14 protein-coding genes and 1 pseudogene are annotated in these 15,842 nt (G+C 69.7%); 6 read left to right on the top strand and 9 right to left on the bottom strand.

Features of this window, described 5'->3' with window-relative positions; genetic code table 11:
- From A3IC_RS0100420 to A3IC_RS0100430, 3 genes are read right to left on the bottom strand one after another with little or no spacing between them, the layout of a single operon-like run.
- Positions 1-861: an ABC transporter permease gene (locus A3IC_RS0100420; RefSeq protein ID WP_079026163.1), complete on the bottom strand. Its 861-nt coding sequence runs from the start codon at positions 859-861 to the stop codon at positions 1-3.
- Positions 849-1,784, bottom strand: a complete 936-nt coding sequence (locus A3IC_RS0100425) for an ABC transporter permease (RefSeq protein ID WP_020548081.1) — start codon at positions 1,782-1,784, stop codon at positions 849-851. Before A3IC_RS0100425 ends, A3IC_RS0100420 begins: the two co-directional genes overlap by 13 nt.
- Positions 1,781-2,968, bottom strand: coding sequence for an ABC transporter substrate-binding protein (locus A3IC_RS0100430; protein WP_026217716.1), 1,188 nt, complete (start codon positions 2,966-2,968; stop codon positions 1,781-1,783). Before A3IC_RS0100430 ends, A3IC_RS0100425 begins: the two co-directional genes overlap by 4 nt.
- A gap of 207 nt (positions 2,969-3,175) precedes the next feature.
- On the opposite strand from A3IC_RS0100430, the gene A3IC_RS0100435 reads away from it, so the two are divergent.
- A complete protein-coding gene (locus A3IC_RS0100435) occupies positions 3,176-3,922 on the top strand; it encodes a GntR family transcriptional regulator (RefSeq protein ID WP_020548083.1) in 747 nt (248 codons plus the stop codon).
- Positions 3,923-4,069: 147 nt separating this feature from the next.
- On the opposite strand, the gene A3IC_RS70475 is transcribed toward A3IC_RS0100435, so the two are convergent.
- The 3 genes from A3IC_RS70475 to A3IC_RS0100450 all read right to left on the bottom strand — a co-directional run bounded on the left by A3IC_RS70475 (position 4,070) and on the right by A3IC_RS0100450 (position 6,359).
- Entirely contained in the window at positions 4,070-4,639 is a 570-nt protein-coding gene (locus A3IC_RS70475) for a phosphonate degradation HD-domain oxygenase (RefSeq protein WP_020548084.1), read from the bottom strand.
- Positions 4,636-5,703, bottom strand: a complete 1,068-nt coding sequence (locus A3IC_RS67180; RefSeq protein ID WP_020548085.1) for a TauD/TfdA family dioxygenase — start codon at positions 5,701-5,703, stop codon at positions 4,636-4,638. The genes A3IC_RS70475 and A3IC_RS67180 overlap by 4 nt, the downstream gene beginning before the upstream one ends.
- A 248-nt stretch (positions 5,704-5,951) precedes the next feature.
- Positions 5,952-6,359 (bottom strand): nuclear transport factor 2 family protein, encoded by a 408-nt coding sequence (locus A3IC_RS0100450; protein WP_020548086.1) that lies wholly within the window; start codon positions 6,357-6,359, stop codon positions 5,952-5,954.
- A gap of 268 nt (positions 6,360-6,627) precedes the next feature.
- Between A3IC_RS0100450 and A3IC_RS51740 the strand changes: the two genes are divergently transcribed.
- Complete coding sequence (locus A3IC_RS51740; RefSeq protein ID WP_020548088.1) at positions 6,628-7,914, top strand: carotenoid oxygenase family protein; 1,287 nt, start codon at positions 6,628-6,630, stop codon at positions 7,912-7,914.
- A 94-nt stretch (positions 7,915-8,008) separates the two neighbouring features.
- On the opposite strand, the gene A3IC_RS0100470 is transcribed toward A3IC_RS51740, so the two are convergent.
- From A3IC_RS0100470 to A3IC_RS70485, 3 genes and pseudogenes are all read right to left on the bottom strand, one after another.
- Positions 8,009-9,013 carry a tyrosinase family protein gene (locus tag A3IC_RS0100470; protein ID WP_020548090.1) on the bottom strand — a complete coding sequence of 335 codons (1,005 nt, stop codon included), beginning with the start codon at positions 9,011-9,013 and terminating at the stop codon, positions 8,009-8,011.
- Position 9,014: 1 nt separating this feature from the next.
- Positions 9,015-9,428 carry a hypothetical protein gene (locus tag A3IC_RS70480; RefSeq protein ID WP_020548091.1) on the bottom strand — a complete coding sequence of 138 codons (414 nt, stop codon included), beginning with the start codon at positions 9,426-9,428 and terminating at the stop codon, positions 9,015-9,017.
- A gap of 318 nt (positions 9,429-9,746) precedes the next feature.
- A pseudogene (locus A3IC_RS70485) lies at positions 9,747-9,980 on the bottom strand (carboxylesterase family protein); the annotation flags it as partial.
- A gap of 502 nt (positions 9,981-10,482) precedes the next feature.
- On the opposite strand from A3IC_RS70485, the gene A3IC_RS0100480 reads away from it, so the two are divergent.
- The 4 genes from A3IC_RS0100480 to A3IC_RS0100495 all read left to right on the top strand — a co-directional run bounded on the left by A3IC_RS0100480 (position 10,483) and on the right by A3IC_RS0100495 (position 15,678).
- Positions 10,483-11,778, top strand: a complete 1,296-nt coding sequence (locus tag A3IC_RS0100480; RefSeq protein ID WP_026217717.1) for an extracellular solute-binding protein — start codon at positions 10,483-10,485, stop codon at positions 11,776-11,778.
- A gap of 202 nt (positions 11,779-11,980) precedes the next feature.
- Positions 11,981-13,012, top strand: coding sequence for a carbohydrate ABC transporter permease (locus A3IC_RS0100485; RefSeq protein WP_020548093.1), 1,032 nt, complete (start codon positions 11,981-11,983; stop codon positions 13,010-13,012).
- Positions 13,009-13,920, top strand: a complete 912-nt coding sequence (locus A3IC_RS0100490; protein ID WP_020548094.1) for a sugar ABC transporter permease — start codon at positions 13,009-13,011, stop codon at positions 13,918-13,920. The genes A3IC_RS0100485 and A3IC_RS0100490 overlap by 4 nt, the downstream gene beginning before the upstream one ends.
- Before the next feature lie 123 nt (positions 13,921-14,043).
- Positions 14,044-15,678, top strand: a complete 1,635-nt coding sequence (locus A3IC_RS0100495; protein WP_020548095.1) for a glycoside hydrolase family 13 protein — start codon at positions 14,044-14,046, stop codon at positions 15,676-15,678.
- Positions 15,679-15,842: the final 164 nt, after the last annotated feature.

Consider the following 15,842-nt stretch of genomic DNA (forward strand, 5'->3'; position numbering starts at 1 on the left):
TCACGAGGTCTCCGCAGTGGTTTTCGTCCGGGCGCTGCGCGGCCGGCCGGCGGTGGCGAGTGCGAGCAGCAGCACCCAGGTGACGAGCAGGCCGATCACCGACACCGCGACGGACATCTCGGCCTGCGAGCCGCCGATGCCGACGATCCACACGGCGAACGGGCGGTAGCCCAGGATCGCGGCCACGGTGTACTCGCCGAGCACGAGCGCGAGGGTCAGGAACGCGGTGTTGAGCAGCGCGCCGCGCAGGTTCGGCAGGACCACCTGGAGCACCGCGCGCGGCCAGTTCGCGCCACACGCGCGCGCTGCCTCGACCAGCACCTTCAGGTCGATCGCGGCGAGCCCGCCGTCGAGCGTGCGATACGCCAGCGGCAGCGCCATCAGCGTGTACGCGAGCACGAGCACGACGGGGAAGTCCGGGTCCTGGATGGCGATGAACGTGTCGTACAACGGGGTGTCGGCCAGGTGGTCGGGCCCCCAGCGCAGCACCGTGCCGATACCGGCGACCAGCGCGATGGCGGGTACCACCAGCGGCAGTGAGCACACCACCTCGATCACCCAGCGCAGTCGCGGCGCGGTCAACCGCACGGTGATCAGCGCGGGCACCAGCAGCAGCAAGACCGATACCACGGTGGCGGCGGCCAGTTCGAGGGTGAGCGTGAGGCTGTCGAGGAAGCCGTCGGCCCCCAGGATCCCGGTGTACGCGTCGAAGGTGACGCCCTGGCCGGGCACGTCGATGCTGAAGACCACCGAGCACACCATCGGCAGCAGGAAGTACGTCCCGGCGATCAGCAGGACGACGCCTCGCGACCAGCGGATCCGGCCGCGCAATGCGGTTACCGCCATGGCTAGTCGAGCCATCGGGCGCTCCTGCGCTGAAGGGGCAGATGAACGGCGGTGACCAGGCCGGCCACCACGACCATGTCCAGGCTGAGCGCGAGCGCCACGTTGCCCTGGTCGACCAGGACGTTGCCGGACAGCGCGTCGGCGATCTGCATCGTCACCAACGGCACGGAACTGCCGACCATGGCAGCGGCCGTCGCGTAGGCCGCGAACGCCGAGCCGAAGAGCAGCACGAAGCCGCCGAGCAGTGCGGGGGTCAGGATCGGCAGCGCGACGTGCACCCAGTAGCGGAACGCGTTGGCCCCGTTGTTGCGCGCCGCCTCGCGCCACTGCTTGCGCAGTCCTTCGAGGGAGGGGGTCAGGATGAGCACCATGAGCGGAATCAGGAAGTAGAGGTAGACCACGGACAGTCCGGTGAAGCTGTAGAGGCTCCAGCCGTGCTCGGTCAGGTCGAACCTGCCGGTCACCACGCCGGCGTTGCCGAGCGTCGCCACGAAGGCGAATGCGAGCGCGACCCCGCCGAAGTTGGCGAGTACGCCGGAGGCGGTCAGCACGGCCTCGCGAACGAGGCGAAAGCGAGAGGTCACCACGGTGTGGGCGATCGGGAGCGCACATCCGGTGGCGATCAGCGCCGTGACCGCGGACAGCTTCACGCTGCCGATCAGCGCGGTCAGGTACGCGCCTTGCAGGGACGCGGACATGTTGGCGCCGGTGGCCTGTACGCCGTCGGGGGCGGTGGCTGGTGTGGTGAAGGCGCCGAAGACCATCGCGACCGTCGGTACGCCGAAGACCACGGCCGCGAACAGCAACAACGGCGCGACGCCGAGCCAGTGCGGCACGCGCCGTCGCCGGGGCCGGACCGCGCCCCGCTCGCCCGAGGCGAGCGCAGGCGCGATCCGGACCGCGGCGGGCGCGCCGACGTCGGAGAGGTCGGTGCTCATCCGGCGACTGCCTGGGCCCAGCCACCGGTGAGGACCTTCTTGGCCTTGTCGACCTGGTCCGGAGTCGGGAAGACCGGGGCGCCGGCGCCCGGCACCGCGGGCAGCTTCGCCGCGAACCCGGCGTCCAGCGTGCCGGCTTCCTTCATCGCACCCATCAGGGCCGGGCGGGCGTAGCCCTTGAGCCACAGGTTCTGGCCCTCGGGGCTGTACAGGAATTCCTGCCACAGGCGCGCGGCGGCCGGGTGCGGTGCCCACTTCACGATCGCCTGCGAGTAGTACTGCGCGTAGACGCCGTCGGCGGGGATGTTCACCTGCCAGTCGACGCCCTTGGACTTGAACTCGTCCGCGTAACCCGCGTTGAGGTAGTCCCAGTCGATGCTGATCGGCGTCTCGCCCTTTTGCACGGTGGCCGGGGTCGACTCGACCGGGTTGTAGTTGCCGTTCTTCTTGAGCTTGCCGAAGAAGTCCAGGCCGGGCTGGATGTTGTCGAACGAGCCGCCGCCCGCGAGGGCCGCCGCGTACACGCCGCCGAACGCCGAGCCGGACTTGGTCGGGTTGCCGTTGAGCGCGACCTGGCCCTTGTACTGCGGCTTGAGCAGGTCGGCGAACGTCTTGGGGCACTCCTTGATCCGCGCGGCGTCGCAGCCGATCGAGATGTAGCCGCCGTAGTCGTTGAACCAGCGGCCCTGGGCGTCCTTCTGCGGCTCGGGGATCTTGTCGAACGCGGCGACCTTGTACGGCGCGAGCAGGTCCTGCTTCGCGGCGCTGAGCGCGAACGCGTTGCCCAGGTCCACCACGTCGGGCGAGCGGTCCTGGCCCTTGCGCTGGGTCACCGCGTTGATCTCGTCCTGGGACGAGCCGTCGGGGTTCTCGACCTCGACCTTGATGCCGTACTTCGCCTGGAAGGCGTCGATCAGCGCACCGTAGTTGGCCCAGTCGCGGGGCAGCGCGATCGCGTTGAGCCTGCCCTCCTTCTTGGCGGCGGCCACCAGCGCCTCCATGCCGCCGAAGTCCTGGACGGACGTGGCCGACGCCGCGTCCTTGGCCCCGGCGGGCGCACCCGGCGCGGCGGGGGTGCCGGCTGCGGACGACTTGTCGGATGCCGAGCCGCACGCGCTCAGGGTGAGCGCGGCCACGGCAAGGCCGGCGACCAGTCCGGTCGCACGAACGCGGAGCACTGTCACGGGGAGTCTCCTGGAGCTTCGAATGGTGTGCCGGAGTTGGCTGTACAACTTGGTCCAGTACGCCCGACGTCGATGTCCGCAACGTGAACGCAGCCGCACGGGCGTGCGAGGTTCCCGGGAAATGGGCGTGCGGCCCGGCAGGCTCTCGACGAACGGGTAGGGTCGCCACGGTCGGACGTCCCGGCAATGGAAATTCGGGGGGTGGCGATGGGGGTTCAGGGCGAGGCGCGGTACCGGCAGGTCGCGGCCGATCTGCGGGAGGCGATCACGACCGGCAGATACGGCTCCGGCGGCCGTCTGCCCGCCGAGGGCGACCTCGCGCTGCGTTACGGCGTCTCCCGCGGCACGGTGCGCCAGGCGCTCGCGGTGCTGCGCGCGGACGGGATGGTCACGTCCCGACGCGGCACCCGCCGGGTGGTCCTGGGCGCCGCCCGGACGCAGAGTTTCGCCGAACTGCTCAGCTTCACCCGCTGGGCCCGCTCGATCGGCGAGGAGCCCGGCGGGCGGACCGTGACGGTGGAGCCGGCGCCCGGCGATCCGGGCGAGTGCGCGCAGTTGGGCCTGGAGCCGGGGTCGTCGGTGTACCGGGTGTTGCGGCTGCGCACGCTCTCGCGGGTGCCGGTGATGATCGAGCGCACGGTCTACCCCGAGCGGATCGGAGCGCTGGTGCGGGGCTTCCCGATCGACGCGGTCTCGCACACCGAGCCCCTGGAGGAACTCGGCGTGTTGTTCACCGACGCCGACCACACGATCGATCAGTGGCCGGCCGACGCGGAGGACGCCCGGCTGCTGGGATGCCCGCCGGGCACGTCGCTGCTGCGCGAACGGCGCCGCACGACGGACCCGACGGGCGTGCCCGTGGAGTGGTCGCAGGACCGTTACCTCCCGGGCACCGTGGCCTTCACGGTGCACAACTCGGTGGCCACGACGGCGCTGTCCCGCCGCCGGGGCTGACCGGGCCGGCGGTCTACGGTCGACCCGGGACGGGCGGCCCGGCGGTCGGGTCGGCGGTCGGGTCGGCGGTCGGGTCGGCGGTGGACGGCCCGGCGGTGGAAGATCGGCCCGGTCGGCGCTTGCGGGCAGGCACGCCGGGCCGACGCCTCACGGCAGCAGCAGCCGGGTGAGCAACGGCCGGAAGTGGGCGAAGTCCGGGACCGACGCGTCGGCGTCCTTGGCCGCCTCGTCCCAGCGCCGCACCCGCACCGCGTCGGCCGCGTACGGCCCGTCCGCGAACTCCCGTGCCTCGACCTCGCCCATCGGGCCGCCCTGGACACCGAGCGTGTACACGGACGCGTCCGACAGACGTGCCGCGTAGCCCGCCTCGGTGGCGCACAGGTAGCGCTTCGCCGCCACGTGCAGCCGGATCGGCTCGGTCACCTCGGGACCGAACCGCTCGGCGAGCCGGTCCGCGCCGGTGTGGCTGTGCCGGTTGTCCTCGCCCGTCATCAGGTCGCGGCCGGTCAGTGGCCCGTGGAAGTGCCCTATGTCGTGCAGCAGTGCGGCCGCGATCAGGTGCTCGGGCGCGCCCTCGGCCTGGGCGATCGCCCCGGCCTGCAACATGTGTTCGGCCATCGTGACCGCCTCGCCGAGGTATTCGCCCGCGCCCTGGTCGGCGAACAGGTCGGCGAGTTCGTCGAGGATGGCCGTGTCGATCTCTCGGCGTTCCGTCATGACGCGTCTCCGGTCCTGCGGTCGAGTACATCCAACGTGCCGGCGAGGCCGTCCAGATCGGCGTAGCACCCTTGCAGGTGCCGCCTGCCCGCACCGTCGAACGCGGTGCGCGCGTGCAGGACCCGGGTGTTGTCGAAGACCACGCAATCGCCCGGCTTCAGCCGCCGGGTCAACATCAACTCGGGCCGGGCCAACACCTCGGCGAAGGCTCGGTAGGCCGCGTAGAAGTCGGCGAGTTCGTCGGCCGGGAGCCGCAGCGTGCCCATCGAGCGGTTGTTGAAGCGCACCTCGCGAACGCGACCGGCGTCGTCCGCACCGATGATCGGCCGGTGCGCCCGCAGTCGGGTGCGCGCGTCCCGAAACTCGAACGGCACCGGCGTGCCGACCAACACCCGAAACGCGTCCGGTCGTTCGGCGCGCAGCAGCGCGGCGGCGCGAAACCCGTCGACGAAGCCGGAGTCGCCGCCAGTGGCCTCGTTGACCAGGCAGTGCAGGAGTTGCACGGTGGGTACCGGATCCCGATAGGGGTTGTCGGTGTGCGGGGTGATCCGGGCCGAGGTGAAGGCGAGGTTGTTGGGCCGGTCCTCAACCCGGACGTCGAAGAGTCGGCCGTAGTTCGTCTCGCGCACGAAACCGAACGTCCCCGCCACCGCCAGGACTTGCTCCTCCACGCACGGGACGCCGCGCAGCAGCGCGAGTCCGAATCGTTGCACCGCCGTCAATGCCGGCACCGGGTCGCGCGTGTAGTCGCTCCAAGCGAACTCGCGGCGTGGGGCGTCCGGTTCCGCGGCCGTCCACAACGACTTGCCGTCCTCGCTCCTGGGGTCCGGCTCGCCGGGCGCATCGAACCACGCGCGCGCGTATACGGATCGGTGCCCATCCGGCGCCCACACGACCTCCACGTCGGACCCCCGCTCGTGAACCTCGGCGGCGACCGGGTCGAGCGGGAGGTCGGTGATCTGGAAGAGCTTCTGCCCGGTACTCGGGTCGCGACACAACGGGCAGGGGCAGTTGTCCCGCAGCCACACGGCGGGCAGGCCGCCGATGTCCAGGGTGGTAGCCATGGGCGTCTCCTCGGTCTCAGAGAGTGCGCAAAGTTGTCTGTACAACTCGCAATCATGGCTACCGTCGCAGGACCATATGAGCACGTGACCACAAGCGCGTAACGCCGACATGAACACCACGCCCGTCGCGGGGCCGCCTTGTCACGGGCCGCGACCGGCCACTCCGCTCGCTCGACCCACCCGGCTCGAAAAGAACGCGCCCGCGCCACCCTCGACACCGGCCACTCGGCTTCGGGACGGTGACGTCCTCAGCTCATCAGCTCCGGCGCGAAGTAGTCACGCAGTCGGGCGATCCTGCCGTCGCGGATGCGGAAGATCTGCACCAGCGAGACGGGCGTGTCCTTTCCGTCCCCGTCGAAGACCGTGTCGATCTCGGCGATGAACACGTCGGGGTCGGAGGTGGTGTGCAGTACGTACCCGGACTTCTCGAAGTTCGGCGAACGGTCGTCCTTCACCGGTTGCTCGTAGTACGCCGCCATGGCGGCGCGGATCTCCTCGCGACCCACCAGGCGCCTGGGGAAGGCGGCGCCGGCAGGCATGAGCGGTGCCTCCAGGACGCCGTCCTCGGTGAAACTCTCGGCAAGGGCGTCGGCATTGCGGGTCACGGTGCCGGCGTAGACGTACCGTTCGAAGATCTGCTGCGGCGTTCCGGACACGGTGGCCTCCCTGGACGTGGACGTGGACGTGGGCACCCACATCATCACAGCGATGCCCGCGGGAGAATGGCATTTCGTGAACGATGGCGTTCCACTCGATCCGGTGATCGACTCCCGGCACGATCCCGGTTGAGTTCGGCCGCCCCGGCCGCCCGCCGCGGTCGCGGGCCGGAAAACCGAGCGCGGCGAATGACGCACCGGGAGCAGAATGGGCGCGCGAGGTGGTCGCCTCGCATCGGATGATCGGCAGGATCTCGGGGGACACGAGATGACCGACGCACATCTCACCGGCAACTACGCCCCGGTGGACAGCGAGCGGACCGAGACCGGTCTCGTGGTGAGCGGCAGGTTGCCCGCCGAACTGGCCGGGACCTACGTGCGCAACGGACCCAACCCCCGCTCGGGCCGGTCCCCGCACTGGTTCCTCGGCGACGGCATGCTGCACGGCGTACGCCTGGAGGGTGGCTCCGCGCTCTGGTACCGCAACCGCTGGGTCCGCACCCCCGACCGGCCGATGACCCGCCCCGACGGCACCCGGGACCTGACCGTCGGCTTGGCCAACACCCACATCGTGCGGCATGCGAAGCGGCTGTTCGCACTGGTGGAGAGCTCCTACCCGTACGAGGTGACCGAGGACCTCGACACGGTCGGCTGTCACGACTTCGCCGGCCGGCTGCGTACCGCGATGACCGCGCACCCCAAGACCTGTCCGGACACCGGCGAGCTGCATTTCTTCGGATACGGCGCGATGCGACCGCCATACGTCACCTACCACCGCGCCGACGCGGCCGGGAACCTGACGCTGAGTCGCGGGGTCGATGTGCCCGGGCGGACGATGATGCACGACTTCCACCTGACCACCGGGCACGTGGTGTTCATGGACCTGCCGATCGTGTTCAGCATGGATCGGCTGCGCGAGGGAACCATGCCCTACGCCTGGGACCCGTCCTACGGCGCGCGCCTGGGGGTGTTGCGGCGCGACGACCCGCACGGCGACATGCGGTGGTTCGAGATCGAGCCCTGCTACGTCTTCCACGCACTCAACGCCCACGACGACGGCGATCGCATCGTGCTGCACGTGATGCGCATGGCCGAAGCCGCGGACTCCTCCGCGCTCGCGCCCAAGGCCACGCTGTGGCGGTGGACGATCGATCTCACCACGGGAACCGTCGACGAGGCGCAACTCGACGACCGCCTGGGGGATTTCCCCCGCATCGACGACCGACTCGCCGGACACGACTCGCGGTTCGGCCACATCGTCACCGCGAACGAACTCGTGCGGTACGACCTGGCCCGCGGCACTTCCACGGCGCACGTGTTCGGACCGGGCCGCACCCCGGACGAGTTCGCCTTCGTCGCCGCGAACGACCGCGCCGGGGGCGCGGGGTGGCTCCTGGGTTACGTCCACGACGCCACCACCGACACCAGCGACCTGGCGGTGCACGACGCCGAGACGCTCGAACCGGTCGCCGCCGTGCACCTGCCCGTGCGGGTGCCCTTCGGATTCCACGGGGACTGGTTCGACCACGTCGACAACGCGGGAACCAGGCCGTGACCCGCATCGAGCCGATCGGCTTCATCCGCCTGGCCCGACCGCGGTTCCCGCTCGACGACCCGCTGCCCGTCGCGCCGGGCGGGCTCGCCCGCGGTCACGGGACGATGTCGTAGGTGTACTTGGAAGTGAAGTCGAGGGTCAGCCGGGGCGTGCCGCCCGGTGCGCCCGGGCCCAGTGGGGTCACGATCGGGTCGTCGATCCGGTGGCCCAGCAGGTCGCTCGAGGCCGTCATGGGCGGAAGGTAGGACCGGCCGTTGCGCTGCATCCAGCCTTCCCAGATCCGGTCCACATTGCAGTGGTGCAGGTAGAAGATCGGATCGTTCGGGGACGAGGCCGGACCCATGTCGCCGCCGACCCAGCGGTGGACCTGGTTGTGCAGTCCGGTCCCGATGAACCCCTCCAGCCGGTTGCGAAACCCTCTCGACGACGCGTCCCAGGGAGGGAAGTCGTATGTGGCCAGATCGGGATCGCCGCCGAGGAACGGCAGCGTGTTGAAGGCGGCGCCCACGTCGAGGGCGTTCGGAAGGGTGGCCGAGTCCGCCGTTCCCGCAGGAGGAAGGATCCCCAGGCCCCGGCGCAGCCCACAGTTCGCCTGGACGAGCCGTAGCGAACTGTCGGTTTCGATGCGGACCCGGAAACTTTTCGGATCGGCGGAATTGAAGACGAACGGCCCGCAGGAGATCGGATCGCCCCCATCACCCATCCAGTCCTTCGTCCAGATCAACTGGCCCGCCGGGTTGGGGAGGGAACCGTCGAGGGACCAGTCCCAGTACGGGAGAGCGAAGCCGAAGTCGTTGAGGACCCGCTGAATGTTGGCCTCCAGGTAGGCCAGCATGACGCGGTGCCACGGCAGGAACACCGGCCCTCGATGGGCACCGTTGCGGACCATCCAGTTCCCGGTCGGCGGCACGGGAGTGATCATGGCCCGGTGATGCCAGATCACGAACAGGTCGTACGTACGGACCGGCACGGCGGGGCCGGGAATCCCGAAGGCGGTCGTCTGCAGCGTCGTGTTCTCCTGCTTGAGGAGATTGACTCCGCGTATGTACGCGTCGCGGTCGGCCAGGTTGGTGAGGACGTTCCTGCGTACGATCGCCATCTCAGCCGCCTCCCGAGTGATTCGGCCCGTGCCCGTGGCCCTCGTGCTCGTGCCCCTCGTGCCCTTCGTGCCCCCCGGGTTCCGCCGGACCGCCATGGCCTCCGCCGCCGGGTGGGAATTCGTCCGGGAAGTACTGGATGAGCGCCTTCACGGTGTCCACGGCGGAGAGGAACTGGTACGCCGGCAAGGCGTGACAGTGCACCTCGCCGTTGTTCGACACCATCAGGTGGGCGGTAACCGGCCGGTCGTCCACGGTGATCTCGTACCTGGTCCTGACGACTATCCGATGGCCCTCGAATTCCTCCTCGCGAACGCTCTCCACGGGGCCGTGCATCGGCGCCGGTACGGGCAGATCCGCGACATATCGTGCGAGGGCGGCCGGCTCGGCGGCCGCGGCCATGTCCTGATGATCCATCAGAGCGTCTCCCAAAGCGCGCAGCTGCCTCGGGTCGAGCAGCCTCATGGCACATCGGCCCGCCGGAGGCGCGTGGACCCCGGCGGAAACGTGTGGACCGCAGTCGCGACAGCCACCCCGCATCGGGGTCTCCCGGCGGGACCGGCGGCAACGCGGTCCCCGGCTCCGGGCCGGTTCCCGCAGCGCCCACCGAACGACGTGGGTCCGCTCGATCCGGAGGGTCTGGTACATGTCCAGGAGACGCTCATTCGACATGCCCTGCAACTCCTGTCGCAACGGGCCGACGGGAGCGCTGCCCAGTCCCCGAGACCTGTGCGGGGCTGTCGGGCCGAAGCGTGCACCGTCCCGGATCCCGGTCCACGACGCCGGAGCACGGGGTTCACGAAACCGGTCGGCGCCGAAGGGCGGAGCGGCGTACGGGATGCCGAGGACGGCGACGACGTCCGCAACGCGTCGGTGTCCGCGAACCGCGCCGTATCTCGTCGCGTAGACATCGGCGGCCCGCGCCACCCTGTCGACATTGCGAATATTAGAAGTCTTTGCCGTATTCATCCCATTTCCGGCATTGGTCCGGATCGCCTTTCGACGCACTTCGACGCACGACGAACCACCGCCCCGGAAACGAGCTCCCGGGCCGACCGGAACTCGCCGATCGACGAAGCCCGCAATCCGCACCCGATCTCTTGCTGAAACTTCTTGCAAGCCGATGTGAACCCAGAGGCGACCTGATGCCACGTCAAGATGCGGGAACCGTACGGCCGTTCACCTGAAGTCGGGCGCAGTTGGGGACAAAACGGAATCACCGCGGGTCACCTCTGCCCCGCATCGCCCGGTCACCGTCGGGGATCGCCGCCGCATCGAGGCGGTCGCACCCTCACGCCCACGATCGACACAGTCGAGCGGCGAGGATCCGCAAAGTATTGCGGAAATCTCTTGCAAGCTCTTCCACTGAAGGGCTTCCCGTTGCTACGTTCCTTCCCGCAGTCCGGTGGCCGCCCCGGTCAACGGACGGTCCGAAGCCCCCAGTGGTCGGACCCATTCCCGAGGAGTGCAGATGCGACGGAGCATTTCCGCGGCGGCCGCAGCCGCGGCGCTCACGCTCACCCTCACCGCATGTGGCGGTGACGACGGCGGCGCCAAGGGCGGACAGCCCGCGGCGGCCAAGGACCCGGCAGCGGTGTCCGGCACCGTGACCTGGTGGGACACCTCCGACTCCACCAGCGAGGCGCCCGCCTACAAGGAACTGATAGCCAAGTTCGAGGCGGCATACCCCAAGGTCAAGATCAAGTACGAGAACGTCCCGTTCGACGACGCCCGGGACAAGTTCAAGACCGCGGCCCAGGGCGGCACCGGCGCGCCGGACGTGCTTCGCGCCGACGTCGGCTGGAACCCGGCCTTCGCCGAGCTGGGATACCTCCAGCCGCTCGACGGCACGCCCGCGTTGAACCGTCGGGAGGGCTTCCTGCCCAGTTCCTTCGCGAGCACCCAGTACAAGCAGAAGACCTACGGTGTCCCGCTCGTGACGGACACCCTCGCGCTGCTGTACAACAAGGAGCTTCTCGCGAAGGCCGGCATCACCAAGCCGCCCACCACCTGGGACGAGGTCAAGACCGCGGGGCTCGCGGTCAAGGCCAAGACCGGGAACGCGGGCGTATTCATGAAGCCGCAGGGCTTCTACGCGCTCCCGCTCATCTACGGCGAGGGCGGTGGGCTGGTCGACGTGCAGGCGAAGAAGATCACCGTCAACGACGACAGGGCGCAAAAGGCCATAGGCGTCGGCAAGGACCTGATCGACTCCGGCGCGGCGGTGACCGACGTGACCAAGGACGCCTACTCGAACATGCAGGCCATGTTCAAGGAGGGCAAGCTGGCCATGATGATCAACGGCCCCTGGTCGATCGCCGACGACCTCAAGGGTCCGGCGTTCGCGGACAAGGCCAACCTGGGCATCGCACCGGTCCCCGCCGGCAGCTCCGGCAAGGCGGGCTCGCCCACCGGCGGCCACAATCTGGTCGTCTACGCGGGCTCGAAGAACCTCGACGCTTCCTACCTGTTCGTCGAGTTCCTCACCCGGCCGGAGAACCAGGCGTTCACCGCGGAGAAGAACCACGTGCTGCCCACCCGCGCCGAGGCCTACTCGATGGGGACGGTCTCCTCCGATCCCACCGTCACCGCCTTCCGCGCCGCGCTCGACACCGCGGTGCCCGGCCCGCCCCTGGCGCGCGCGAGCGACCTGTTCGACCCGATGGACACGACCATGGAAAAGATCTACAGCGGTCAGATCTCGACCAAGGCCGGCCTCGACGAAGTCGCCAAGGCGGCACGGGGCATCCTGCCCGACTTCAAGTAACGGCCCGGCGTCTCCTCACACCCGCGCCGGGTTCGAGGAGGCTCCCGACCGCCGCGTCCGTCCGGCGGGTCGCGTACGTCGAACGGGTGGGCCCGGTGCCGATTCCCGGGTCCACCCGCCCCAACCCCCAAGCACCGCACCGTTACTGACGCTTGGTCAGGACCATGGACGATGCGGGCGCAGGCTATGAGGCAGGCCCATCATGACCACCACCATCGAGGCACCGGAGTCCCCCGGGTCGCCCTCCGTCCCCGAAGGCACGACACCGCGCAAACCCGCCGCGGGCCGCTTCCGCCGGATTCTGCGCCGGCTGCGCAGGTCCTACGACTCGCACTGGTACGCCTGGGCCATGGTGCTCCCGGTCGTCCTGGTCCTGGGTGTGCTGGTGGGCTACCCGCTCGTCCGCGGGCTCTACTACTCGTTGACCGACATCAACGAGGCCAACATGGGCCGCACGATCGGGGTCAACCACATCCCGGCCACCTACGAGTGGGTGGGGCTGAAGAACTACCGCGACGTACTCTCGGGCAGCGACGGCAACTTCTACCCGAAGCTGCAATGGACGTTGATCTGGACGGTCTCCTGCGTCGTCCTGCACTACACGCTCGGTCTGGGACTCGCGGTGCTGCTGAACCGCAAGGTCCGCTTCAGCGGGATGTACCGGATCATGCTCGTGGTCCCGTGGGCGGTACCGGCGTTCGTCTCCGCGTTCGCGTGGCGGCTGATGCTCAACAAGGACAACGGCGTGATCAACTCGATCCTCGGCGGCGCGGGCATGGACCCGGTCGACTGGCTCGGGCAGCCGACCACGGCCAAGATCGCCGTGATCATGGTCAACGTCTGGATCGGCGCACCCTTCAACATGGTGGCGATCCTCGGCGGCCTCCAGGCGATCCCGAAGGAGCAGTACGAAGCCGCCGAGATGGACGGGGCCACCCCCTGGCAGCGCTTCCGCTACGTGACCATGCCCGGCCTGCGCCCGATCAGCGCGACGATCATCCTGCTCGGCGTGATCTGGACGTTCAACCAGTTCGCCGTCATCTATCTGGTCACCGAGGGCGGACCGTTCGGCTCCACCGAGATCCTGGTGACCTTCGCCTACAAGCTCGGGTTCGCCAACATTCGCGACTACGCCGGGGCGGCCACCTACGGGGCGATCATCCTGTCGATGCTCATCCTGTTCGCGACCGCCTACCGCCGCACGCTCGACCGCAAGGGGCAGGAGACGGCATGACCACGACCACCACACCCCACCCGGCCCCGACCGAAACCCCCACCCCCGCCCGACGAACCACCACGCGGCCACGCGGACGGCGCCGCGGCGAACGCGGCCCGCTCGCCTCGATCGCCCTGCACGCCACCCTCCTGGTCGCGAGCGCGATCGCGATCTTCCCGGTCCTGTGGATCGCGCTGACCTCGCTCAAGCCGGGCGACGACTGGCAAAAGCCCGGCAGCTTCGCGGGGTTGTCCCTGGGCAACTACCGCGACGTGCTCTCCGACGGCTCGTTCGTGCGCTGGTTCGGCAACTCGGTCGTCGTCGCACTGGGCACCACGGTGCTCGGCGTGTTCATCGCCGCGAGCGCCGGCTACGCCCTCTCCCGGATGCGATTCCCCGGCCACAAACCGCTGATGTGGGCCTTCCTGGTCGTGCAGATGTTCCCGGTGGCCGTGCTCATCGTGCCGATGTACACGATCATGTCGAAGCTGCACCTGATCAACACCTACGGCAGCCTGATCCTGGCCTACTGCACGGTGGCCGTGCCGTTCTGCGCGTGGATGCTCAAGGGTTACTTCGACACGATCCCGCGCGAGATCGACGAGGCCGGACGGGTCGACGGACTGACCCCGTTCGGCACGTTCTGGCGGCTCGTCATGCCGCTGGCCCGGCCCGGCCTCGCGGTGACCGCGTTCTACAGCTTCCTCACCGCGTGGGGCGAGGTCGCCTATGCGACGACCTTCATGAACGACCGCAAGCACTACACCCTGGCGGTCGGACTGGGCACCTGGGTGGGCCAGTTCAAGAGCGAGTGGGGCCTGATGACCGCGGCTTCGGTGCTCATCACCATCCCCGCGGCACTGGTCTTCTTCTTCGTGCAGCGCCACCTCGTCTCCGGGCTCACCGCGGGCGGGACCAAGTCCTGACCCGGGACCGGTTCTCGGGCCTCGGGCCTCGGAACCGGCCGCGCGCCCACGCCCCTCGCATCGCATCGCCAGCCGACAGCCGACAGCCGACAGCCGACCGTACGACAGGACGACAGGACAGCCATGAACCTCCCCCTGACCCTCCCCGAGCCCCCGCAGACCCGGGAAAGCCCCGGGCCCTGGTGGCGGGACGCGGTCATCTACCAGGTGTATGTGCGCAGTTTCGCCGACGGCAACGGCGACGGCGTGGGCGACCTGCTGGGCATCCGCACCCGGCTGCCCTACCTGCGCGACCTGGGCGTGGACGCGCTGTGGATCACCCCCTTCTACGCGTCGCCGATGGCCGACGGCGGTTACGACGTCGCCGACTACCGAGCGGTCGACCCGACCCTGGGCACGCTCGGTGACATCGATGCCCTGGTGCGCGAGGCACACGCGTTGGGCCTGCGGGTGATCGTCGACATCGTGCCCAACCACACCTCCGATCACCACGCCTGGTTCCGCGAGGCACTCGCCGCCGCACCGGGCGACGCCGCGCGCGAGCGCTACATGTTCCGCGACGGCCGCGGCCGGGACGGCGAACTGCCGCCCAACGACTGGGAATCCGTCTTCGGTGGACCGGCTTGGACGCGACTGCCGGACGGCTCCTGGTATCTGCACCTGTTCGCCCCCGAACAGCCCGACCTCAACTGGCACCACCCCGAGGTCCGGGCCGAGTTCCTGGACATCCTCGCCTTCTGGCTCAACCTGGGCGTGGACGGCTTCCGGATCGACGTCGCACACGGCATGTTCAAGGAGCCCACGCTCGCCGACATCGGGCACGACCGGCAGATCTCCCTCCTCGGCACACAGGCCCTGCCCTATTTCGACCGCGACGAGGTACACGAGATCTACCGCGAATGGCGGGCCCTGCTCGACACCTACCCCGGCGATCGGGTGGCAGTGGCCGAGGCGTGGGTGCCCGACGCCGGGCGGCTCGCGCTGTACCTGCGCCCGGACGAGTTGCACCAAGCCTTCAACTTCCACTACCTGGGCACCGATTGGTCGGCTCCGGCCTTCCGCGCGGTCGTCGACGATTCGCTCGCCGCGGTCGCGGACGTCGGCGCGCCCGCCACGTGGGTGCTCTCCAACCACGACGTGCAACGCCACGTCACCCGGTACGGCGGCGGTACACGCGGGCAGGCTCGCGCCCGCGCCGCGGTGCTGCTCACCCTCGCGCTGCCCGGCTCCGCCTACCTCTACCAGGGCGAGGAACTCGGCCTTCCCGAAGTCACCGACCTGCCCGACGAGGTGCTCCAGGATCCGCAGTGGGAACGGTCCGGGCACACCGACCGCGGCCGCGACGGCTGCCGGGTGCCGATCCCTTGGGACGGCGCCGAGGCGCCGTTCGGCTTCGGCCCGCCCGGGTCGCGCCACAGTTGGCTACCGGTACCCGCCGACTGGCGGGAACTGAGTGTGCGGGCGCAGTGGGACCGACCCGGCTCGATGCTGGAGCTGTACCGGGAAGCCCTGCGCCTGCGCCGCGACCTGCCGGGGCTGGGTGGCGGGACACTACGCTGGATCGACGCGCCACACGGCTGCCTCGCCTTCGAGCGCGGCGCCGAGTTCGTGTGCGTGGTCAACTTCGGTGACGCACCGGTGACCATCCCCTCGTACGGCCGGCAACTCCTCGCCGGTGCGCCGCTGGTCGCGGCCGAGGCGGGCGGCGTAGTGCTGCCGGCGAACACCGCGGTGTGGTGGGGACGGACCGCGAAGTGACCCACCAACCGCCCGGCGGCGCCGTGTGTGGGCACGGCGCCGCCGACGGTGACATCGGCGGGTCGACCCGCCTTTTCGGGCCGGCGCGTCGCCGGCCGACCGCACCCTTTCCGACCACGAGATGACCGTCCGGGGGCGCCGCGTCGCTTCCGGTCACCGACGGC

Source organism: Embleya scabrispora DSM 41855, assembly GCF_000372745.1.
GTDB lineage: Bacteria > Actinomycetota > Actinomycetes > Streptomycetales > Streptomycetaceae > Embleya > Embleya scabrispora.